Source organism: Planctomycetaceae bacterium (assembly GCA_039680605.1).
GTDB lineage: Bacteria > Planctomycetota > Phycisphaerae > SM23-33 > SM23-33 > JAJFUU01.
On the sequence record JBDKTA010000008.1, the window covers coordinates 1 to 19538 of the forward strand.

Sequence of the window (19538 nt, forward strand, 5' to 3'; positions counted from 1 at the left end):
GCGTCGACGACGTAATAGACTTTCATTTGGCCCCCCTTGCCGCCGCCAAACGGGATTCGGCTGCTGAGGCGTAATCTTCCGCCGCCAGCGATTCCTTCACCTGCGCGCGGGCCTTGGCGTGTTTGCCAGCCGTCGACGGGTCCAGCGGGTCGCTGCTCATGGCTTCGACCGTGAGCTTGCTCGTCATCCGCTTCATGCCCTCAGCCTGCGCCCGTGCGGCGGTCGCCCGCTGACTGAGCTTGTTCACCGCCAGCGACAGGCGCTTGGCCGGCGTGTCATGCACAGCGAGGTCAACCAGCAACGAATTGCCCGGCTCAAGGACGGTCTTTGCCGGGATGCCCCCGCTAAACGTGCGGATCACGTCGCCGGGCTTGCGGCCTTTGGCGTCGCCCTCCAGAGCGATCACCGCGACGGAGTTTTTCAGAGCCTTGGCCATGACCTCTATTCGGCAAAGCCCGCCCAAACGGCTGCGGCCGCCCCTGCAACGAGCAGGGAGCGGCCGCAAGGCCTTGGCATTGAGTGCTGTCGATTACGCCGGGTTGAGCCACGCCGAGGCGGTGACCGACGCCACGCGGCCGGCGACGTACCAGCGCAGGCGCACGTAGCGCTGCGTGATGCCCACCAGCTTGACGATCTGCTCTGCGGCCGTCACGGCGAACCTCAGGCCGGTCGAGGCGTACGTTACGCCGTCGGCGCTTTCCTGGACCTCGCATTCCAGCGGTTCGAGAATGCTGACATGCGCGTCGGCGGTCAGGCTCGACGCGGTGCCCGCCAGCACGAACGCCAGCTTGACGTAGCGGGCGAGGGCCTTGAATCCGATCTCGTACTCAGCGGCCTCATCGACGACGATCCGGGCCCCGGTCGAGGTCCACGTTTCGCCGTCGGCGCTCTCCATCACCTCGACGGCGTAGCTCTCGCTGGCGACGATCGCCGCAGAGGCGGTCAGGCTCGACGCCGTGCCCGCCAGGGCGAAGGCCAGCTTCACGTACCGCTGCGAGGCCACAAACGGGATCGTGTATTCCGTCGCCGCAGCGACGGTGATCTTCGCCCCGGTGGAGGTCCAGGCCTGCTCGTCGGCGCTTTCCATGACCTCGGCGGTGTACGCCTCGTAGGCGGTGATCGCCGCGTCGAGCGTCATCGACGGCTCGTCGCCGCCCAGGGTCGCGACGAACTTGACGTAGCGCTTGGAGGCGGTGAAGTGGCCGCTGACTGCGGCCGCCGCCGCGACGGTGAACTTCAGGCCCGTGGTTGTCCACGCCTGCTCGTCGGCCGACTCGAACACTTCGACAGTGTAGGTCTCCGTGCCGGCCGAGGTCTTGACGGCCGTCACGTCCATCGTGAACTCCATCGGCCCGTCGATTACGCGGCCCAGGTCCACGGTCGATTCGCTGTCGGCGGTAGCCGCGATCACCTGGGCCGACGCCAGCTCCAGATCGGCCGGGTCGAACGCCGCCAGGGCCGTCACGTCCAGGCTGATCGCCATCGGCCCGCCCGCCGCCGTCGCGCCCAGATCCACCGTCGATTCGCTGTCGCCGTCTGCAACGACTGCCTGGGCGTCCATCAGTTCCAGATCGTCGCTGTCGAACAGCGCCAGGTCCGTCACGTCCAGCAGGACCTTGAGCGGAACGTCGCGGTCGGGCTCGAACGCCTCGCCCAGATCGGCGACGGCCTCGCTGTCGCCGCTGGCGGTCACCGCCTGGGCGGTCATCAGGTCCAGATCGCCCGCCGCATGGGCGGTCAGGGCCGTGACGTTCAGATCCAGAAGCACCGGCATGTGCGGGACGGGGGCAAAGCCTTCGCCCAGGTCGATCACGGCAGCGCTGACGCCGTCTGCGGCGAGGGTCTGGGCGTTCATCAACTGGGACAGTACGTCTTTCATGGCATGATCCTCATGTGAGTTTGTGATATCCCGCGCACCTAGCGGGACGCATTGGTCCAATGGTCATTCGGTAAAAACAAAGACGCGCCGTTTGCGGGCGGCGCGTCTTTGCGGCACTTGAACCCGTTCCAACAAGGAACGGAGCAAAAGGACACTTACGGTAAGCTGATCCAGGCCGAGGCCGTCACGGACGGCGTCGTGCCCCCCAGCGTCCAGACCAGCTTCTGGTAGCGCTTGGTGGCGCTGAAGAGCTTGCTGATCTGGCCGACCGCCGCGACGGTCAGCAGCAGCCCCGTCGCGGTCCAGGCCTGCAGGTCATCCGATTCCTGCACCTCGGCGGTGTAGGTCTCGTTGCCGGTGACTGCATCGAGGGCCGTGACGTTCATATCGAGCCGGGCGGCCTTGTCCGGGGTCGGGGCGAAGCCCACGCCCAGATCGACGACGCTTTCGCTGTCGCCGGTTTCGGCCAGCGTCTGGGCGTTCATCAGTTGTTGTAGTGCATCGAGCAAGTCAGTGTCTCCTGAAAAGGGTCCGTGAAAAAGTTACGCCGCCGGCCGCTCTGCCCATCAGCGGCCGGCGGCACGTTTGGCTTACGCCGGGTTACTGTTGAGGATGCCCGCGTAGCGCACGGCGCAGCGGGGGTGATGGGCGGCCATGCCGGCCCGGCCTTCGACCACCGTGATATCCTGAGTGCCGCTCATGCCGCGATCGGCGACTTCCAGGAAGTTGTTGGCGTTGCGGGCCAGGCCCACCACGTCTTCCTCGTCGTTGACGCCGGGCACGAAGACGATGATCGAGCCGCTCACCGACGAGTTGCCCCGCGTCTCGTTGAAGGCCATGATCTCGGCGCCCAGTTCGTCATCGCCGGGGACGATGATCTGAGCCCCGCCGTAGCGGGTCACGATGTTCTGGCCCTGCCACTCGGCCATCGAGATGACCGTGGCGCCACGGGTCCGCAGCACCGAGCCCAGGCGGATCTGCATCGCCGAGCCCATCAGCAGGACCTTGCGCGTGTTGTCGCCGGGCACGCGGGCGATCAGGCCGTCCAGGACTTCCAGGTCGATCGTGCCGCCGTGGGTTCCGGCGTACACCAGGTTGTCCCCGGCGATGCGGCGGTAGAGGCCGTCGAAGCCGGTGGGTCTGGTGGCCGTCGAGCCCTTGATGAAGTTCTTGACGTAGAACCTCGCCGCCGCCTTGGTCTTCTTGGCGATGCGGTCGGCCTTGACGCGGGTATTGCCCGAGAGCTGGCGGTCGATGTTGACCTCGCCGCCCATGATCGCCAGCCGTTCGATCACGGGGTTGTTGATGCCGCTGGTCTTTTCAGCGGCGGTGTAGTCGGCGTTGAGCGCGCGGAAGCCGACGCCGCCCAGGGACGCCTCGCGATTGTATTCGTAGCTGATCGCCTCGGCCGTGTCCTGGAACCGCAGGACGTTGAACAGCGGATTGGTCGCCACGAACGTTTCGACCACGCCGCGAGCCACTGCGTTGGGGGTCATCGCGGCGTACTGAATGAGCAACTCTGCCATGTCTATTCTCCGATACAGGATGTCACGTTGGGACCGGCCGCCACAAGCGGCCGGCCCCGCCGCGATGTCGTCTTACTTCTTCGCCGCTTCGGCCAGGCCGGCGGCGATCTTCTGGGTGGGGCTGAGCTTCTCGATGTCGGCGGCCGAGGAACTGGCGGCGGCCGGGGCGGCAGCGCCAACGTCGGCGGGCTTGAACGCTCCGCTGTCCACGTCGCCCTTGTACGCGGCGGCGGCGGCGTCGACGGCGGCCTTGAGGGCGTCGGGGTCTTCGGTTTCGGGAACGCCCTTGAGGTACGCCGCCGGGATCTTGGGCGCGTTGGCGGCGATGTAGTCGTCGCGGGCCTTGGCGGCCTTGGCCTTGTCGGCCTTGGCCTGCTCGTCCTTGGCGGCAGCGGCGGCGGCCGCGTCCTGCTGGGCCTTGATCGTGTCGGCGACAATCGCCTTGATGGCCGACTCGTCGACGGGCTTGCCGTTGACCTTGATGCCTTCGAGCTGCGCGGCGATCTGGTCGCTGAGGTCCTTGATCTGTTTCTTGGTCATCTCGGCAGCGCCGCTGATGGCGTTGTCGATAATGCCGATGATCTCCTGTCTGTCTTCCGCTGCGATGGCCATAAGCCGTCCTTTCGTTGTTAGCCGGCAGTGTTCCATGCGGCCCGCCGTCGCCGCTCAATAACGTCTATTCGGAATTTCTCTTTGCCTTGCGCTTCTTGCCGGGCTTGTACCCTGGCACCGGCATCCAGTGTGTAAGGCTCAGATTCTTGCGGCCGAATGAATCACGCCAACAACTCTTGCCCTTCGCATTTGGGTGGTAATAGTCCCACATGTAAGTCGACGGGAAGTTCCACGGGCAGAGGCGGCCGTCCTTTTCAACCATCGGCATGGTGCATGCGAGTACAGGCGTTCCGTCTTTGGGCGCTGTGTCTATTGGCTGCCATTCGTTCATAATCTTCTCCACCTATTCCGGACCTACCGGCTCGGCCGGCCCGCCGCGCTGGCCGTCGTACTTCTTGCGGGCGGCGAACATCTTGTCGATGCCCTGGTACGCCTTCTGAGCCTGGCGGCCGTCCATGCCGAGGAACTTTTCGTTGATCCGTCCGGTCGACAATTCTTTGGCCGTTGCCAGCTTCGCCACGAACGGAGCGAGGTTGTGCGTGCAATTGGGGTGGAACGGCGGTCCGCTCGATGGGATCGACGACAGCGGCGGATACTCCCCGCTCTGACCCGAGACGCTGAAAATCTTGCCCACGTAGAAATCGCAGAAGTCCCCGCTGAAGGGACCGGTGATGGTGACCAGGTCCAGCAGCATCGGGTCGCCAAGCTCCTCGCCTGTCTCCTGCAGGCGCTGCTTGGTCGCCTCGCTGACCGCCTGGCGAAGCTGGTAGCTGGCGACCAGCGTGCAGTACTGGGTGACTCGGATGGGATGGTCGCTGCGGCCGGGGGTGATGTACCCGTCCTGAAAGTCGGCGATCTGTTTGAGCTGCTCATCGGACAGTGCGCCGCTTTCGGCGAGCTCGCGGCCGCCCTCGGCCAGGCGGTCCCGCACGTTGCGTGCGATCTTGCCGATGGATCCTCCGCTGATCAGGCCCTTGGCGATCACCGTCGAGAGCTCGGGATTGCTCACCAGGACCTGCTGAGTCGTCGCGATGATGCGCCGGCAGTTGTCGGCCATCGACTTGTTCGCCCCCGCCAGGTCCCGCGCGAGCTGAGAGGCAAACGTGTTCACCGCCCGCTCATTGATCTTCATCCACTGGGCGTCGATCCCACCGGCCAGCGGAGTCTTCAGGCCAATCCGCAGCAGCTCGTTATCCGCCCACGCCGCCCCGGCCCGGTACAGCGGCCCGACGTTTCCGCCTACCCAGCGGTCGGAGGCGATGCCCAGCCGCCGCTCGATCGCCCGCACCTGGGGGATCAGCACGGCGGCCTTGCCACGCTGAAAGTCGGTCCCAGAGAGCAGCCCCACCAGGTCCTTTTGGGCCTGTCCGTAGAGCCGCTGGAGGACGGCCAACTGCTGATCGGATGGTTGGGGTGTCTGCATAGGGGCAAAAATCCGCTTTCGCTACCTCAATCCGGCCCGCCAGAAGGCCCTGCTACGCCGTAGAAATGCCCCTGTGGGGCATTCAAGGGCGTCCGGGCTACAACCGGACGGGCTAAATCAACCTGGGGCCAATTCTCCGCTTTGCCGGATCACCCCTGCGGGGCGGTCTGGGCGTCCGGATCGGCCTGGCTTTCGTCGATCACGCTGGCCGGATCGGCAAATCCGGTCGGCAGGCTCGCGGCCTCTTCGTCGGCCAGCAGTTGGAGCTCTTCCTCGACGACGTTCATGTCGCCGTCATGGATCCACATCAGCGCCCGCTTGCGCGACAGCAGCCCCGCGCTGCGATAGCCGACGATGACCCTCATGTCGTCCTCGGGGTCAGACGGCAGCCCGTCGCTCCAGGTCAGCGACACCGCCTTGACCTCGTAGCGCCCCACGCCCAGGCCGAAGGCGTTGTCCATCAGCATCATCACGCGGATGGACCGCTTGACCGCAGGCGACATGTAGAGGCGCTTGCGCTTCACGCGGGCCATCGTCTGGTTGACCTGGAGCTTGAACTTCTTCCACGTCTCTGCAGAGGTCGCCCCGCCGCCGACGCCCATGAGCACGGGGGCCATCTCCAGCTCGCCGTAGACGCTGTCGCGGGCGTTGACCAGAGAGGCCGCCGCGTCAGGGAGCTTGGCGTCCCACGTGACGTAGCGCATCGCGTCTTTGGACATGTCGTCGACGGCCAGCACGTCGCCGGTCTTCAGGTTGCCCTGGGCGTCGAACAGGCTCTCCAGCGCCTGGGCGACCGGGTCGCCGTGCTTGTCGAGTATGCGGCTGATCTGGGAGCGGCGGTTGTTGACCTCGTCGATCAGGCTGTTCACTTCGCCGCAGTAGTCCGTCGCCCCGACGCCGCCGGTGGAGAAGTTGCAGACCTCGATCACGGTCAGTTCGTCGATCTTGGTTTCCTGGACTTCCTCAATGCCCGCCTCGACGACGGCCAGATCCACGCGGGCCTTGACGGCGTTGCCGTCGAGCAGATACGCCTGGTGGACGATCTTGCCCACCGTGTGCTCGATCACGCGGACGTACTTATTCCCGGCGACCGTCACGACGTACTTCACCACGGCGGCGATGAGGTTCTTGCCCGTGGCGTCGTAGCGGGGGTGGATGTTCTCGGGCGTGATCGAGTCGAGCTTCACCACGCCGCCCTGGACGATCACCTGCCAGTACGCACGGCCCGCCCATGAGGCCGTCGCCGCCGCCTCGTAGTGCATCGTCGCCAGGCTCGACTGCTCTGAAAGACGGGTGATGGCGGCCTTGGCTTTGGGGTCGGAGTCTTCCGGCTCGATCGTCAGCGGCTCGCCGCACAGGAGGTCGGCGTACTTGAGGCTCGCGCGGCCGGCGATGTTCTCGGTGAGGTACATCACATTGGCGGCGTTAGGACCCAGGGCCTTGTAGATGTGCTGGGTGCGGTTGCCCCGGTAGAAGTATTCCTTGTGTCGGCCCTCGTAGATCTGGCGCAGCCCTTCGAGGTTCTTGATGCGAGAGCGCTCCGCTTCGCTCATCCACGGTGCGTTGTTGGTCAGCAGGTCGGGGGTCTTGAACGTAGCCATGAAAAACTCCTGTTACCAGCCGGCGGGCTTTGCCAGCACGCGGGCGGTGCCGCGCGGCTTGGCGTCCCGCGCCGCCTCGACGGCCCACAGCGTGGCCTCAAGGTAGTCATCCTTGATCCACGTCTTCTGGCGCGTGACGATCCCCGTGACGGCGTCGGGGCGGTCCAGTTCGACATTGCCGTCGCGCTTGCCGCCAAACGACGGCACGGATGTTGAGGCGTCCTCGCGATAGTTGGTGAACTCGCGGCGAAGGACGCTGTACGTCGGGCTGGCCTTGAAGCGGCGGGTGATGACCAGGTTGTGCATGAACGTCACCAGCTGCAGCTTGGCCTGGCTGGTCATATGGTCCGCTGACGTGCGCGGTCCGAACCGCTGACCCTTGCACCATTCCCACAGGTCGCTGGCCTGGTACGCTTCGAGCTTGAGACGTCCGATGCCCCACGTGCGGTCGATCTGCAGCAGCTTGTCTTTGATCGGATCGGCCAGGGCGTACATGAACTCCCACGCCCCGATCAGCATGTACATCGAGCCGTCGCAGATCTCGGCGGCGATCTTGTTGCCCCGCTCGTCGAACACGTCGACGGGCATGCCGGTGATGCCCGGTATGACGACACGCGCCACGGCCGCCAGCACCGATCTATCGGGCGTCTTGCTGAAGGCACTGGCGCGGTCGAGCCCGACGCCGACGGAAATCGAAGTGCCCCCTAACATCCCGCGCAGCGCATCGAGTTTTCCGCCCTCGATGATGGCCGGCAGGGAATTGTCAAACAGCGGGTCGATCTGCTCTGCGCTCCAAAGCGCCTCGCCGGATCCCGATGGAATGTTGCAGTGGTTTCGCAGAAACTCCCCGCGCGTCATGTTGGCGTAGCGGCCGCGAACCCACGCCGCCGACAGCCAGGGGTGGATCGGCTCGACGCCCTCTTCCAGACCCTCGCCGCAGCCGCGCTTCAGGCAGTCGGCCAGATCGGCGAAGTGGATCCACACGCAGCCGATGGTGGGGTCCCCGACCATCGGGTCTATCTCGCGCCCCTGCTCGGCAGCCGCAGCGGCCTCGGCCTCAGCCGCTTCAGCACGGTCGCGCATCTGTGCGACCTGGCCGGTGGCATCGCCCATGTTGGAATCGACGATCGTCACGCCGCACCACGCGTCGCCAGTACTCGACGCGCCGGTCTGGAACACGCTGTCGTCCGGCGCTTTGCAGAGCTCCGTGTTGTGGTAGACGTGGATCTTGCGGCCGTAGGTGGACTTCTCGGAGGCCGGGAGGACCTCGATGCGCGAGCCGGTTTTGTGGAAGTGGATCACGTCGGCCAGCAGTTCGATCTCGCCACGGTCGACCAGTTCGCGAAGGGCAGGCGAAAACTGCAGCGTGAGCTTGGCCTCTCCGAAAACGGTCCCCTCGGCCTGGTCTGCCGAGTTGGCCTGGATGACCACCACCTGATTCTTGAACGCCAGGCAGCGGTGGATGTCGTAGCGGTGGGTCATGCCGCTCTTGTCGCAGCGGCGGGGGAAGCAGGGCATGATCGTCAGGTACCGCAGCAGCCCGTCATCCGTGACGGCCAGCAGCTTGCGGATGGCGTCGCGCTGCCACGCGCGGTACGTGCACGGCTGCCAGCCTATCCCCTTGGTGTCGCGATAGCAGTTGGCCTCCACCCAGGCAATATGCTCATCGGCCGCGAAGTGCCGCATCGTCTCGCGCTTTGCGGCGACGGGCTTATCGCCCAGCAGCGCAGCGATCTTCGCCTTGTTGCGGACGTTGGATGGAGTTTTCTTCACACGCGGGGCCATAAGCCTCATTCGGAATTTCTGGCATGAACAGCCGGTTCACCGCAGAGGTCGCTGAGGACGCAGAGGCGATTGAGCTTGGGAATCTTCAAGGGGTTAGTCGTCTTCCCCACTCACTGCCTCTGCGTCCTCAGCGACCTCAGCGGCTAAAAAAAAGGTGCGGCCCGGTGTGAGTGGCACCGGGCCGCGTGGGCTGAAGCTTGGAGTCGGTGTCTCGGGCAAGACGCCCCAGCCCATGCCCGCGCCCGCTGGAGTTTCTTAACAGTCAACCTCTGCGTTCTCCGCGACCTCTGCGGTGAATCCTCATCCCGCTGCGGCCGTCGCGCCCTCGCGGGCGTTGACCAGCCGCTGCCATTCGATCTTGATGGCCGGCTCGTACTTCTCGAAGTTCGGCACGGTGCGGCGGATCGCCTCCATGAGGCAGTCGATCGCGTCCTTCTTTCGCGTCTCTTCGGCCAGGCGGCTGTCCAGGGCGTTATCGGCGAACTTGCTGACATTGATCATCGCGAACACTTCCTGGGACAGGCTGCCCTCCTCGGCGTCTTCGACCATCCGCAGCACGCGGCCGGCCAGCTTCTCGCGCAGCTGCAGCATGTCGGCCATGACGCGCGAGCGGGCCGACACGTACTCCGTGCTCACGGCGTCCTGGCTGGCCTTCTCCGCTTCGTAGCGGCGCTCGGACCAGGTCTTTCCTTCCTTGGGGACGTAGGCCCAGTTCTCGATGGTCTTGGCGCTGGGCACGTCTTTGCCGACGTGGCGGCGCTTGAGCTCGCGGGCGATGTCGCCCGGCGAGTTGCCGGCCAGGTACAGCTCAAACGCTTCGGTTCGGATCGCAGGATCGTAGCTCACGGTTGGACTCCTGTTGGGCTTGCCGGGCGCAGCTCGCCGCCATGGCCGCCACGCGCGTCGTGCGCCGGTGCAGCAGCAGCACGCGCAGCTGGTACATCCGTTCGATGATCGAGTCGCTGGCGATTTCGACTGTGCATGCCGTCATCGGAGTTACCTCCCCGACTGCATGTAGGCCTGGTAATCGCCCCGCACGCGAAGGCGGCTGGCCAGGGCGTCTTTCACGTCGCGCAGGATCCCGCTGAGCATGGCGAACATCGCCAGGTCCTGCTCGCTGACGAACGTCTTGTTGGTCGTGATGTCGAAGAGCATCACGCCCACCAGGTCCATCGCCGCCAGGATCGACAGTTCCTCGTCGCTGAAGGCGTGGCCGTCAGCACCCATGATGGTTCCGACCTTTTCCAGCAGGCTCTTGGCCTGCAGGCCAAGCTCGCGGATCTGCATCGCCCGATTGTCATTGATCGCGCTCATGTGCGCTCCTTGTGTTTCTACCGCCATGCGGCAATAATCGCTTTCACCAGTTCGATCAGCCCCCAGGTCGCCAGGGCCCCGCCCACCGACCAGAGCATCTTCTGGAGGGCCTCGCGTCGGGCGCTCCTGGCCTTGGTCTGTTCGGAAAACCGCTCGATCACGCCCGCCTGCCAGCGCATCAGTTGATCCACGTCGGAGCGGATGGAGGCCACGGCCCCGGCGTCGACGGACGCGCGGAACTCCTCCAGCCTCACCAGCCGTTCGCGGATGTCGCCGATGGACCGCACGTGCGGTGCGATGTCCTGGCGGAATCCGCTCTCGACGGCGCGCAGCTTGGCGTCGATATTCTCCAGCAGTCTCAGGGCGTCGATACCAGCCATGAGGTGATATTCGGAATTTTGCGACGTGGCCCCATGTCACGGGGGGAGCTTACGATTCAGGGACGGGGATCTACCACAGAGGCACAGAGGGCAGGTGAGGTAAGAGGCAAAGGGTCGGCCGCTACGTGCGGTTAAGCGCCGCGCCGGCCGCAAGTCTTTGCACGGGCGGGCGCGGCCGTCCCCGCTCGTCGTAATCGATCAGCGGCGGGGCAACCTCCACGGCCACGGGCACATCCTTCTGCAGCGAACGCGGCGGGGACCAACAATTCCCGTGGCAGATCGGGCATCGTTCATTCTTCGCCGCTGATGCGATGGCGATAAACAGCGGCCCTGCAGCAGCACCTATGATCCAGCCAATGATCGGGATCCAGATGAACAGACCCACGACCGCAGGGACGATCACCAGGAAGAGCAGCAGATCGAGGATCGTCCAGCTACGCCTGGGCTCGACATTGCGATTGCAGATCTTGCAGTACTTCATCGCGTGACTCCCTGTCTCGTACCCGACCCGGTCAGCAGCCAGTCGGCGCTGATGTTCAGGATGATACACGCCCCGGCCAGAAACGCCAGCGGGATCGGCGCCGAGCCGTCCAGGAACGCGGCGGCCTCAGCCTCGCTCCAGCCGGTAAAGTCGGCCAGGTCCTTTACCGTCGTCTCGCCCATCGACTGGCGGATTCTCAGCCCCACGATCTGCGAGACTTCCAGTTCGTTCGACTTGAGCGTGTACGTGTCGGTCATTTTTTATCCTTGCGGAGTCGCTTCATCTTATCGGCTTCGCTCTCGAATCCCGATGGAGGCGTGTAGGTATCGTCAAGAGCGGCGTCGGCAATCTGCACAGCCTCAAGTTCGCGCTTGGCGGCGACCAGTCGGCGCAGTTTCTCCATCCGCTGCATCAGGTCATCGCGCTTCTTCTTCATCAAAGGTTCGGCCTTCTCCGTGTATGCCCGCTGCGTCAAGGCAAGTTCATCCTCAACACGCCGCGCCTCTTCATGGATGGACAGCGCGTCGATGAGCGACCAGTCGAAGCTCCCACGTCGCTTGGGACCTTGGCCGGTGAGCAGCCATTCGGCGCTGACGTTGAGGAACTCACACGCGGAGAAAAAGAACGGAAGAGGCATAGGGCGCTGGCCGGCCAGGTAAAGGCTCACGGCCGAAGTTCCGTAGCCCAGGGCGCGAGAAAATTCAGCCTGCTTAATTCTTCCGAGGGATTCCTTGATCCGGTCCCCGATCTCTGCGGCAAGTTTCGCTTCGTCAACGCCCATAAGAATTCGTTTGCCAGTAGCAATTTTATTGTTGCCAGCCAGCCGAGCTACCCGATATCATTGACTGACAGTTAACAAGTTTCCTGTTTTGGTGACTGTCGGAAAACGAAGCAAGCGAAGGATTCCGTTCCAGACAGGCACCCAGGACAAGCGAGTGTACCATGAACAAGACGTTAGTCAAGTATACGGTGGGGCTGAGGCTGGCCAAGGCCGGCATCAAGACATTTGCCGAAGCGGCGCGTCGGATGAGGATCAGCCGCGCGTATCTCTCAAACCTTCTTTCTTGCAGGCGGCGCAACCCAGACAAGCAGAAGGCCCTGGCCGACCTGTGCCGCTGCAGGCCTCAGGACATCTTCGGCGCGTACACGCATCCATCCCTTTTGAAACACCGAGCCGCTTGAGTGGCGGCAGAACAGGAGTCGAGCCATGAACGAATGGAAAGATTACATCGAGCGGTTTGAAGCGAGGGGATTCGCGGTCTGGACCCGCGCAGCGGCGATGATCGTCGAAGCCGCCACGCTCAGCCAGTACGCCGGGGAGACGGTGGCCCGAATCGTCCGCGACACCCGAAGGCTGACCGACGCATCGAAAGTGAGGTATTGGCGAGATAATCCGTGGACTGAAAATGACGTAGCCAAGGCCATCCGGTCTCTGCGCGGCATGGACCGCGAACTTGACCTGGTCGAGGCGCACATCGCCGACGCCGTGCGTGATGGGCACCTCGAACGGATCAAGGATCAGAAGTGGCAGGCGCGCGTTGAAAAAGCAATCGCTGCATCGCAGCATCTTCTTGATCTTGTAACGGGGAAGAACTCGCAACTGCCTACGCAACTCAAGGCCCGTCGCACCCGCAAGGCGGTGCAGGCATGAAGATCCCCGCCATCAAAAACAAGAAGCTGTTCAACGCCCGCCTCAAGGCCATTCGCGCCGCAGGCGGCACGATCAACCTGATCACCTATCCGTCGCAGACGGATGGCCTGACCGAGTTCGAAGTGCAGATTTCATTCAAGGCCAGCGACACCTTCACGCTGACCCACACGGCGCTGTCGACGGACTTCGCAACCGCGTTCGCCCTGGCCTTCGACCGCACGGGACTGGCGGTGCAGGCATGAACACCATCGCCGATCTCAAAGACAAGCTCCACGATGTTGGCTTCGAGGCGCGAAACCTCACGTCGCGGACCAACGCGGCGGCGCGGTCTTCAGGAGTCGAAGTGCTGACGGCGCTCAGGGCAGTCGGATCCCTGATGATCAGAGCAGCGACCTTGATCGAACTGGACAGCGTTGGAACGCATCCGTGGGGACGGATCGAATCGGCCTGCATGGCTGCCGACGAGGCGATGATCAGGATTAACGAGGCCGACGCCGCCATCGCGGCCGGAGAGGACAAAGGCCCCGGCTACGCCCCCGTCGTCGGCGAGAAGCTCAAGGTCCACATCATGCGCCTTCTCAAGGCCAGGGGCATCAATACCTTCACCCAGGCGGCCGGTCTTCTTGGGATCGGCAGGCCAGACATGAGCAAGCTGGCGCGCGGCGTGTGGAGATCCGCCCGCTACCGCGCAGCCCTGGCGGATCTGTGCGGCATGAGCGTGAGCGAACTGTTCGACATCAGCAAACCAACGGCCGCTTGAGTGGCGGCCTCTGTAATTTCAGATTTGAGATTTGAGATCTCAAAGCGAAAGGAGTCGGCGATGACCAAGGCAAACGGAATTGCGGTAGACGAGGCGGCGGCCAAGGGCGAGGCCCGCAAGCTGCCCGATGAGTTCATGATCCTCGAATTGTTCCAGACCAGCGGCCTTGTCGTACTGGGCCCCACCGACGTGGAGCGGGCCACGGGCATCAGCAAGGGCACCATCTCGGGCAAGCTCCGCTCGCTGGCCGATGGCGGGTACCTGGAGGAAGTCACCGCCGGCAAATATCAGATCGGCCCGCGCCTCTTCCAGATCACCACGGCCTACATCGGCTGCGTGGCCGCCCAGCTCGTGCAGCTGCAGGCCCTGACCGACCAGAAGGTATCGGCCGTGCTGGGCGCTCTGCAGAACATCAAGGGCGCGTTCACGTTCGGCCAGGGTCAGGAGGGTCAGTCGTGAAGCACGTCGGAACCTACTACAGCGGGCTCGATCTTTGTGACGGCGGCAACAGCGGACCGAACGGATGCAACCCGGCGCAGCCTCCACAGGCCGCTCATGGACGAGCGGCCTTGCGCCTCCGCTGGCCTCTGACCGACCGGGGCACCGTGCTGGCGGCGGCGCTGTTCGCCGCCCTGGCCTGCGCCGTCGGGGCGGGCATCCAGCACGGGCGGCGTCAGGCGCGACAGATGACCGCCGCGCCGATCCGGCCGTACCTCAGGCCCGCGCCCAGGCGAGCCGACGTGTACCCGCCTCTGCTGGACTGGAGCGCCCAGCCGGTGCAAGGGACCAGCCTTCGCCAAGGCTTCGGCGGGCAGGCCCAAGGGACCGCAGCGACCCCAGCGACAAAGCCTGCGGCTCCCCGTCAACAGTCTTCCTCTGCGACCTCCGCGACCTCTGCGGTGAGTTCTTCCCTGATCTGGCGGGCGGTGGAGTACACGCACTATCGCGAGAGCCGCTACGGGATGGATCCCCGCAGCGGGCGCGGGCACGTCGGGCAGGCCGGCGAGCGCGGCGAGTTCCAGCTTACCCCGATCTGGCTGGACGATTACTACCGGCTCTTTCGCGTCAGGCTCGACCCGCACGCCCCGACGCCCGTGCTGCAGCAGGCCGTGGCCAACTGGTACGCCGCGCGGGGGCGGCGCTTCGGCGACATCGACAGGCTTTACGAACTGTACCGAACAGGGAGCTAGGCCCATGCATCAGGAACAAACCATCAGCGTGCCGCTGTCGCTGTTCAACGCCCTGTACATGCAGGCCCGCCAGGCCCCGCCGTGCGGCGAGCGCTGGGCGGCGTTGAAGCTGGCCCGCCGCCTCTACGAGCGGCACCTCAAGGCCGACATCAAAGCCGCCGCCCGCTACGAGACGTGGCGGCGCCGGGGGCTGCTCATGCAGCTGCGCCGCGACTTCACCCGCGACGAGGTCTTCTACACCATCGCCCAGGCGATGTTCCCCCAGTTCAGCGACAGCCGCATCCGCCTGGAACTCGAACTGGCCGAGCGCTTCGCAGCGGAGGGCCGGCGATGAACTTCGGCGAACTCACGCCCGAGGAGCGCGACGAGATCAACGAAGCGATCTTTGGCCATGCCTACGTCGCACTTAGGGAAATCCTTCGGCCGCTCGATGAACACGAGTTCGAAGTGCTGAACACAAATTGCCCGTGCACGCCCTTCGGCGGGCGGCCTGTCAAGCGCGTCGTCAGCCACACCATCGAGAGCAAGCCCCTCAGCAATATTAGACAGCAGGACCATGACCAAATTCGACACGTGTCCAATTTGGAAAAGTCAATAGTTATTAGACAGGAGAAGAATGATGGCACGGAAAGCCTCTGACAGCAAGAGCGGCAGCATTCCAGAGTTCATGATCCAGGCCGGGCAGCATCAACTGGACAAGTTCAAGCTGGTGAGCAAAGACCTGCGAACGGCCTTCACGCCTGGCAACATCGACAAGGCTGTGATGATCGTCAACTACATTCACCAGTCGATCCAGGACATGAGCCTCAGTGGGGGCATCATGGCCGGAGAGTTCCTCGTCAGCCTGAAGATCAGCCTCACCACTCACGGAGAGTGGATGAAGTTCTGCAGCGAAAGATTCCCGACCATATCGCACCGAACCATCAACCGATGGATGCAGCGGTACCTGATCTCCTCGGGTGAGAAGAAGCCCAAGGAACTGCCGGCCATCAGCGACGACGACGCCGACGATGTGGAACTTCTCGACGCCATGATGAACCCCAAGTCCGAACAGGACGACAAGCTCCCCCGCGCCGCCCTGGTCGATCACAACAAGAAACTCCGCAAGGGCATCGAGAAGGGGCAGGAGCAACTGGCGGCCCTCAGCGAGCAGGTTGCCGAACTGACTCGGAAGCTTGAGCAGGCGCAGCAGGGCTACCAGATCCCCGAGCACGTCAAAGACGAGACGCTGCGCGTGGAGCATCTGCGAAACCAGTTCTGGGGATTCGTCAAGGCCTGGAAGTACGCCCTGCCCCGCAAGGCAGACCTCATCAAGCTTCACTCCGCGCTTTATTCCGAACTCAGGGATGAGATGAACGACCTGTGGATCAACCACTTCGGGGACTTCGTGCAGGAAGTCGTCGACAACGAGCTTGTTGCCAAAGCCAAGAAGGCGCGTAAGGAATAACGTGGCTATCGATCCGGTCATCATAGTCGAGATGGTTGCCCGCCTGGCGACCTGCGCCCGCCGCAGCGAACGCGGCGACGTGGTGTCGTACTACGCGCGGCTGTGCGGCGTGACGGCCGCCACGATGCGACGCGCCGCCGCCAATGCCGGGGCGTCCTTCGGCTACAAACAGCGGGCCGACAAGGGCGTCGTCAAAGACGCCGATCGCGCTGCGGCCTGCGAGGCCGTCGCCAACATCATCATCAAGTCAGGCGGCCGGATGCCCGCGTGGGTCGCCATCGACCGCGCTATCCAGATCGGCGTTCTTGGACCGGAGTTCGGCCTCAAGCCTCACCACGTGCAGCGGCACATGAGGATGCTCAAGGCCGGCGGAGTCGAGGCCGTCGAGGCCTCAGGACCCAAGAGCAGCCGCGTGATCAACTGGGGCGCTGTCGGCCACGTGCTGCAGATGGACTCGACCAACTGCAGCCAGTGGTTCTTCACCGAGCCCACCGGCGAAATCCGCTACACGCGGCGGGGCGAAGTCTACCGCAACAAGCCTGCAAAGACCCCTCCGGTCATCCGCTACGCCGCCATCGATCCCCCCAGCGGCATGTTCCGCGTCCGCTACTACCAGACGGCCGGTGAGTCTGCCGACATCACGCTGCAGTTCCTGTACTTCGCGATGACGCCCTCGGCCCTGGGCGACCGGCTGCCCATGGCAGGCCAGCCCGACGTGCTCGTGCTGGACAAGGGGCCCGGCAACAAGTCCTCGGCCGTGCTGAACGTCTGCCAGGCCCTGGGCATCGAGCATCGCACCCACGCCGCCGGCCACTCATGGGCCAAGGGGCACGTCGAGGGCCTCATGCGGCTGTGGGAGCAGTTCTTTGAATCGGAGCTCATGCTCTGGCCGGCAAAGAGCCTGGACGAACTCAACGAGCGGGCAGAGCTCTACAACGCCCGCTTCTGCCAGACCCGAATTTTCACCCGCACCAAGTCCACGCGAACGGCCCACTACGCCGCCAACCGCACGGCCATCGTCCTGCCGCCGGCGTGGGATGTGTTCGTCGAGATGGCGACCTCCACCCGCGAGACCCGCAGCGTCGCCGGCGGGCACCTGATTTCCTATGAGGGTCATGAGTATTACGTAGGCACGTTGCAGGGCCTGGCTACCGGCGACAGCGTCGAGGTCGCCAAGGCGGTCCTGGAATGGGACGAGCAGACCCGCCCGGTGAGGATCTATCACGACGGCCAGATGATCATCGAACGCGCCCAGGTCAAAGACGCCTCGGGCGTCTACGCCGATCACCGCGTGTACGAGAAACGCAGCGACGCGATCCTTGAAGCGGCGGCGCAAGATCGCGAGCTTCGCCTGGCCAAGCCCGTTCCGCCGCTACCCCAAGCGGACATCGAATCGATCAAGCCCATGCCCGTGGCGGCCGGGCATCGGCCGGCCGTCATGCGGCCCGCCCAGCCGGTGCGGATGTACGCACGCACCGACGCGCTATTGAAGCTCTCCGACAAGATCGGCCGCGAGCTGACCCGCTTCGACGTGCACGGCCTGGGCTGGGGCGAGAGCGTGTCTGCGGCGCAGATCGCGGCGGCCGTTGCCGACCTGTCCCGCGGGGCCGACAAGGGCGAAGGCCGCAACGTCGCTGCAGGATAGTCCCTGGAAAAAGAGTCGGGCGGTGAGTGCCGCCCGTGAACGCTGGAAGTTTTTGACCGTTAACACGAGGAGTCGAACGATGGACCTGAATCGCAAGTGCAAGGATTTCTGGGGCCTCAACCCCGCCGCCACGCCATTCGGCAAGCACATGGAAGACGAAGGCGGCATGTTCGTCTGGCCTGCTTTTGAAGACGTAGTCGAAAAGATCGTCCACGTCATCAAGCACCGCTCGTTTCTGGTGATGAGCGGCGAGGCCTGCAGCTGCAAGACGGCCGCGTGGAGCCACGCCAAGCGGCTGCTGGTCGAGGAGAGCATCGCCCCCAAGTTCTCCCAGCCGATGGGGCTCAATCCCAGCAAGTACAACGAGAGCACGATCTATCACGCCATCGTCTACTCGATCGCGCCTCCGGACGGATCGGCACAGTCGGCCTTCAAGCGCACGCGCGAGGACCGGGCGCACCAGTGCCGCCAATTGCTGGAGGCCCAGAACGCCCGCCAGGTGCCCGTGGTGCTGGCCGTCAATGATGCACACGACTGCCAGCTTGCCTTCCTGAAAATGTGCAAGCGGCTCTGGGACGATCTGTACGGATTCGACCGGCTGCTGAGCGTGATCCTGATCGGCCATCCGTCGCTGCTGGCCATGGCCCGCTCGTGCAAGGAAATCGACGAACGCATGGAGATCGTCGAAATGCCCGACCTGGGCGACTCGCTTGAGGATTATCTGGCATTCGAGTTCAACCGCTGCGGCAGCGAGTCGATGCCCATCACGCCAGACGGCGTTGCCCGCCTGGGCAGCATCGTCAAGCGCCACCCGCTGCTGATCAACAACGTCGTCAGCCGCGCGCTGTTCGAGGGCTTCCGGATCAAGGCCGACGCCATCGACGCCCGCCTGATCGAACGCGCCGCCAGCGCCGAACGCGGGGCCGAAGGCGGTGCAAAATGAAGACCGTCCGTAGCCTGGTCGATAATCTCGCGATGGATCCGGAGTTCTTTATCCAGGCAATGAACCGGGCGGCCCAGGAATGCGACATCATGGACCGCGTCTTCGACGCGGCGTACCGCCTGCACTGCTGCGATGAGCAGTGCCAGGGCCAGGCCCTTGAACTCTTCAAGGCCAATGCCGCTGACGATCTTCGGGCAGCCTTCGACGAAGCCAAAGCGATCAACTTCTATCCCGCCTGCCACAAGAGCAACACCTCCTGCAGGCACATCCAGAAATCCCACGGAAGGGACAGCCATGGCACGGAAGCGCACACAACTGACGCCTGAGCAGCAGGACCTCTTCGATGCCAATACCGGCGTGGCCGACCGCGTCGCGGCGTACGCCCGCGAACGCATGGGCCTGCACAACGGACTGACCATCGACGACTACCGGCAGATCTCCATGATGGGCCTGTGCCGGGCGATCCTGGCCCTGGACAAGAAGCCGGCGAACGTCTCGCTGCAATCATTCCTGTTCAACAAGGTCAGAACGCACCTTCTCGACGAGGTCCGCAAAGCCGACGAGGTCGGGCGCTCGCGGCGGGCCATCGGCATCGAAGGGCCCATCAGCATCGACCAGGCGATGGCCGAAGGGACGCGGCCGATCAAGGATTACCTTGGGGCGATGGCCGTCTACCCCAGCGAGCGGGCCGCCAGCCTCGAACGCATCGGCAGTATCTTCTACGGCCTGCTGCCGCTGACGCGGGCCGTGATGTACATGCACATCGTCCAGGAAATGCCGGTCAAGGAAATCGCCGCCGTCGTCGGCATCCGGCAGGATCAGGCCAGCGAAGCGCTGGCCAAGGGCATGGAAGTCATCCAGGGGCGGCCGTCGCTCCTGAACGTTTGAACCACGAATGGAG

At 64.3% G+C, this 19538-nt stretch carries 29 protein-coding genes; 13 read left to right on the forward strand and 16 right to left on the reverse strand.

Features of this window, described 5'->3' with window-relative positions:
* Positions 1–22: 22 nt before the first annotated feature.
* From ABFD92_01985 to ABFD92_02060, 16 genes are all read right to left on the reverse strand, one after another.
* Positions 23–436, reverse strand: coding sequence for a hypothetical protein (locus tag ABFD92_01985; GenBank protein ID MEN6503285.1), 414 nt, complete (start codon positions 434–436; stop codon positions 23–25).
* Positions 437–529: 93 nt separating this feature from the next.
* A complete protein-coding gene (locus tag ABFD92_01990) occupies positions 530–1879 on the reverse strand; it encodes a hypothetical protein (protein MEN6503286.1) in 1350 nt (449 codons plus the stop codon).
* Between the two features lie 155 nt (positions 1880–2034).
* A complete protein-coding gene (locus ABFD92_01995; GenBank protein ID MEN6503287.1) occupies positions 2035–2388 on the reverse strand; it encodes a hypothetical protein in 354 nt (117 codons plus the stop codon).
* A gap of 81 nt (positions 2389–2469) precedes the next feature.
* Positions 2470–3405, reverse strand: a complete 936-nt coding sequence (locus tag ABFD92_02000) for a major capsid protein (GenBank protein MEN6503288.1) — start codon at positions 3403–3405, stop codon at positions 2470–2472.
* A 72-nt stretch (positions 3406–3477) separates the two neighbouring features.
* Positions 3478–4017: a hypothetical protein gene (locus tag ABFD92_02005; GenBank protein ID MEN6503289.1), complete on the reverse strand. Its 540-nt coding sequence runs from the start codon at positions 4015–4017 to the stop codon at positions 3478–3480.
* A 64-nt stretch (positions 4018–4081) separates the two neighbouring features.
* Positions 4082–4348 carry a hypothetical protein gene (locus tag ABFD92_02010; GenBank protein ID MEN6503290.1) on the reverse strand — a complete coding sequence of 89 codons (267 nt, stop codon included), beginning with the start codon at positions 4346–4348 and terminating at the stop codon, positions 4082–4084.
* A 12-nt stretch (positions 4349–4360) separates the two neighbouring features.
* Entirely contained in the window at positions 4361–5440 is a 1080-nt protein-coding gene (locus ABFD92_02015; protein MEN6503291.1) for a hypothetical protein, read from the reverse strand.
* Positions 5441–5589: 149 nt separating this feature from the next.
* Positions 5590–7041, reverse strand: coding sequence for a phage portal protein (locus ABFD92_02020; protein ID MEN6503292.1), 1452 nt, complete (start codon positions 7039–7041; stop codon positions 5590–5592).
* Positions 7042–7053: 12 nt separating this feature from the next.
* A complete protein-coding gene (locus ABFD92_02025) occupies positions 7054–8814 on the reverse strand; it encodes a hypothetical protein (protein ID MEN6503293.1) in 1761 nt (586 codons plus the stop codon).
* A 312-nt stretch (positions 8815–9126) separates the two neighbouring features.
* Complete coding sequence (locus ABFD92_02030) at positions 9127–9672, reverse strand: hypothetical protein (GenBank protein ID MEN6503294.1); 546 nt, start codon at positions 9670–9672, stop codon at positions 9127–9129.
* The gene (locus ABFD92_02035) at positions 9635–9817 is read right to left on the reverse strand and encodes a hypothetical protein (GenBank protein MEN6503295.1); all 183 of its coding nucleotides are present in this window, start codon (positions 9815–9817) and stop codon (positions 9635–9637) included. The genes ABFD92_02030 and ABFD92_02035 overlap by 38 nt, the downstream gene beginning before the upstream one ends.
* Before the next feature lie 5 nt (positions 9818–9822).
* The gene (locus ABFD92_02040) at positions 9823–10140 is read right to left on the reverse strand and encodes a hypothetical protein (protein ID MEN6503296.1); all 318 of its coding nucleotides are present in this window, start codon (positions 10138–10140) and stop codon (positions 9823–9825) included.
* Positions 10141–10157: 17 nt separating this feature from the next.
* Positions 10158–10520 carry a hypothetical protein gene (locus ABFD92_02045; protein MEN6503297.1) on the reverse strand — a complete coding sequence of 121 codons (363 nt, stop codon included), beginning with the start codon at positions 10518–10520 and terminating at the stop codon, positions 10158–10160.
* 121 nt (positions 10521–10641) lie between these two features.
* A complete protein-coding gene (locus ABFD92_02050) occupies positions 10642–11001 on the reverse strand; it encodes a hypothetical protein (GenBank protein ID MEN6503298.1) in 360 nt (119 codons plus the stop codon).
* Positions 10998–11258 carry a hypothetical protein gene (locus ABFD92_02055; protein MEN6503299.1) on the reverse strand — a complete coding sequence of 87 codons (261 nt, stop codon included), beginning with the start codon at positions 11256–11258 and terminating at the stop codon, positions 10998–11000. Before ABFD92_02055 ends, ABFD92_02050 begins: the two co-directional genes overlap by 4 nt.
* Complete coding sequence (locus ABFD92_02060) at positions 11255–11782, reverse strand: helix-turn-helix transcriptional regulator (protein MEN6503300.1); 528 nt, start codon at positions 11780–11782, stop codon at positions 11255–11257. The genes ABFD92_02055 and ABFD92_02060 overlap by 4 nt, the downstream gene beginning before the upstream one ends.
* Before the next feature lie 161 nt (positions 11783–11943).
* On the opposite strand from ABFD92_02060, the gene ABFD92_02065 reads away from it, so the two are divergent.
* The 13 genes from ABFD92_02065 (at position 11944) to ABFD92_02125 (ending at position 19525) form a co-directional block, all read left to right on the forward strand.
* Positions 11944–12183: a hypothetical protein gene (locus ABFD92_02065; protein ID MEN6503301.1), complete on the forward strand. Its 240-nt coding sequence runs from the start codon at positions 11944–11946 to the stop codon at positions 12181–12183.
* A 25-nt stretch (positions 12184–12208) separates the two neighbouring features.
* A complete protein-coding gene (locus ABFD92_02070; GenBank protein ID MEN6503302.1) occupies positions 12209–12652 on the forward strand; it encodes a hypothetical protein in 444 nt (147 codons plus the stop codon).
* Positions 12649–12894 (forward strand): hypothetical protein, encoded by a 246-nt coding sequence (locus ABFD92_02075; GenBank protein ID MEN6503303.1) that lies wholly within the window; start codon positions 12649–12651, stop codon positions 12892–12894. Before ABFD92_02070 ends, ABFD92_02075 begins: the two co-directional genes overlap by 4 nt.
* Positions 12891–13412 (forward strand): hypothetical protein, encoded by a 522-nt coding sequence (locus ABFD92_02080; protein MEN6503304.1) that lies wholly within the window; start codon positions 12891–12893, stop codon positions 13410–13412. The genes ABFD92_02075 and ABFD92_02080 overlap by 4 nt, the downstream gene beginning before the upstream one ends.
* Positions 13413–13472: 60 nt before the next feature.
* Complete coding sequence (locus ABFD92_02085) at positions 13473–13871, forward strand: helix-turn-helix domain-containing protein (GenBank protein ID MEN6503305.1); 399 nt, start codon at positions 13473–13475, stop codon at positions 13869–13871.
* A complete protein-coding gene (locus tag ABFD92_02090; GenBank protein MEN6503306.1) occupies positions 13868–14602 on the forward strand; it encodes a hypothetical protein in 735 nt (244 codons plus the stop codon). The genes ABFD92_02085 and ABFD92_02090 overlap by 4 nt, the downstream gene beginning before the upstream one ends.
* Before the next feature lie 4 nt (positions 14603–14606).
* Positions 14607–14936 carry a hypothetical protein gene (locus tag ABFD92_02095; protein MEN6503307.1) on the forward strand — a complete coding sequence of 110 codons (330 nt, stop codon included), beginning with the start codon at positions 14607–14609 and terminating at the stop codon, positions 14934–14936.
* On the forward strand, positions 14933–15241 hold the full coding sequence (locus ABFD92_02100; protein ID MEN6503308.1) for a hypothetical protein: 309 nt from the start codon (positions 14933–14935) through the stop codon (positions 15239–15241). Before ABFD92_02095 ends, ABFD92_02100 begins: the two co-directional genes overlap by 4 nt.
* The gene (locus ABFD92_02105; GenBank protein MEN6503309.1) at positions 15219–16049 is read left to right on the forward strand and encodes a hypothetical protein; all 831 of its coding nucleotides are present in this window, start codon (positions 15219–15221) and stop codon (positions 16047–16049) included. Before ABFD92_02100 ends, ABFD92_02105 begins: the two co-directional genes overlap by 23 nt.
* A gap of 1 nt (position 16050) precedes the next feature.
* Complete coding sequence (locus tag ABFD92_02110) at positions 16051–17694, forward strand: hypothetical protein (GenBank protein MEN6503310.1); 1644 nt, start codon at positions 16051–16053, stop codon at positions 17692–17694.
* 79 nt (positions 17695–17773) lie between these two features.
* Complete coding sequence (locus ABFD92_02115; protein MEN6503311.1) at positions 17774–18637, forward strand: AAA family ATPase; 864 nt, start codon at positions 17774–17776, stop codon at positions 18635–18637.
* Positions 18634–18963, forward strand: a complete 330-nt coding sequence (locus ABFD92_02120; protein MEN6503312.1) for a hypothetical protein — start codon at positions 18634–18636, stop codon at positions 18961–18963. The genes ABFD92_02115 and ABFD92_02120 overlap by 4 nt, the downstream gene beginning before the upstream one ends.
* Positions 18932–19525, forward strand: coding sequence for a hypothetical protein (locus tag ABFD92_02125; GenBank protein MEN6503313.1), 594 nt, complete (start codon positions 18932–18934; stop codon positions 19523–19525). Before ABFD92_02120 ends, ABFD92_02125 begins: the two co-directional genes overlap by 32 nt.
* Positions 19526–19538: the final 13 nt, after the last annotated feature.

Coding starts and splice junctions, on each gene's coding strand:
- ABFD92_01985 (MEN6503285.1), bottom strand. CDS start 436: ATGGCCAAGGCTCTGAAAAACTCCGTCGCGGTGATCGCTCTGGAGGGC.
- ABFD92_01990 (MEN6503286.1), bottom strand. CDS start 1,879: ATGAAAGACGTACTGTCCCAGTTGATGAACGCCCAGACCCTCGCCGCA.
- ABFD92_02000 (MEN6503288.1), bottom strand. CDS start 3,405: ATGGCAGAGTTGCTCATTCAGTACGCCGCGATGACCCCCAACGCAGTG.
- ABFD92_02005 (MEN6503289.1), bottom strand. CDS start 4,017: ATGGCCATCGCAGCGGAAGACAGACAGGAGATCATCGGCATTATCGAC.
- ABFD92_02010 (MEN6503290.1), bottom strand. CDS start 4,348: ATGAACGAATGGCAGCCAATAGACACAGCGCCCAAAGACGGAACGCCT.
- ABFD92_02015 (MEN6503291.1), bottom strand. CDS start 5,440: ATGCAGACACCCCAACCATCCGATCAGCAGTTGGCCGTCCTCCAGCGG.
- ABFD92_02020 (MEN6503292.1), bottom strand. CDS start 7,041: ATGGCTACGTTCAAGACCCCCGACCTGCTGACCAACAACGCACCGTGG.
- ABFD92_02035 (MEN6503295.1), bottom strand. CDS start 9,817: ATGACGGCATGCACAGTCGAAATCGCCAGCGACTCGATCATCGAACGG.
- ABFD92_02040 (MEN6503296.1), bottom strand. CDS start 10,140: ATGAGCGCGATCAATGACAATCGGGCGATGCAGATCCGCGAGCTTGGC.
- ABFD92_02045 (MEN6503297.1), bottom strand. CDS start 10,520: ATGGCTGGTATCGACGCCCTGAGACTGCTGGAGAATATCGACGCCAAG.
- ABFD92_02050 (MEN6503298.1), bottom strand. CDS start 11,001: ATGAAGTACTGCAAGATCTGCAATCGCAATGTCGAGCCCAGGCGTAGC.
- ABFD92_02055 (MEN6503299.1), bottom strand. CDS start 11,258: ATGACCGACACGTACACGCTCAAGTCGAACGAACTGGAAGTCTCGCAG.
- ABFD92_02060 (MEN6503300.1), bottom strand. CDS start 11,782: ATGGGCGTTGACGAAGCGAAACTTGCCGCAGAGATCGGGGACCGGATC.
- ABFD92_02065 (MEN6503301.1), top strand. CDS start 11,944: ATGAACAAGACGTTAGTCAAGTATACGGTGGGGCTGAGGCTGGCCAAG.
- ABFD92_02070 (MEN6503302.1), top strand. CDS start 12,209: ATGAACGAATGGAAAGATTACATCGAGCGGTTTGAAGCGAGGGGATTC.
- ABFD92_02075 (MEN6503303.1), top strand. CDS start 12,649: ATGAAGATCCCCGCCATCAAAAACAAGAAGCTGTTCAACGCCCGCCTC.
- ABFD92_02080 (MEN6503304.1), top strand. CDS start 12,891: ATGAACACCATCGCCGATCTCAAAGACAAGCTCCACGATGTTGGCTTC.
- ABFD92_02085 (MEN6503305.1), top strand. CDS start 13,473: ATGACCAAGGCAAACGGAATTGCGGTAGACGAGGCGGCGGCCAAGGGC.
- ABFD92_02095 (MEN6503307.1), top strand. CDS start 14,607: ATGCATCAGGAACAAACCATCAGCGTGCCGCTGTCGCTGTTCAACGCC.
- ABFD92_02100 (MEN6503308.1), top strand. CDS start 14,933: ATGAACTTCGGCGAACTCACGCCCGAGGAGCGCGACGAGATCAACGAA.
- ABFD92_02105 (MEN6503309.1), top strand. CDS start 15,219: ATGATGGCACGGAAAGCCTCTGACAGCAAGAGCGGCAGCATTCCAGAG.
- ABFD92_02115 (MEN6503311.1), top strand. CDS start 17,774: ATGGACCTGAATCGCAAGTGCAAGGATTTCTGGGGCCTCAACCCCGCC.
- ABFD92_02120 (MEN6503312.1), top strand. CDS start 18,634: ATGAAGACCGTCCGTAGCCTGGTCGATAATCTCGCGATGGATCCGGAG.
- ABFD92_02125 (MEN6503313.1), top strand. CDS start 18,932: ATGGCACGGAAGCGCACACAACTGACGCCTGAGCAGCAGGACCTCTTC.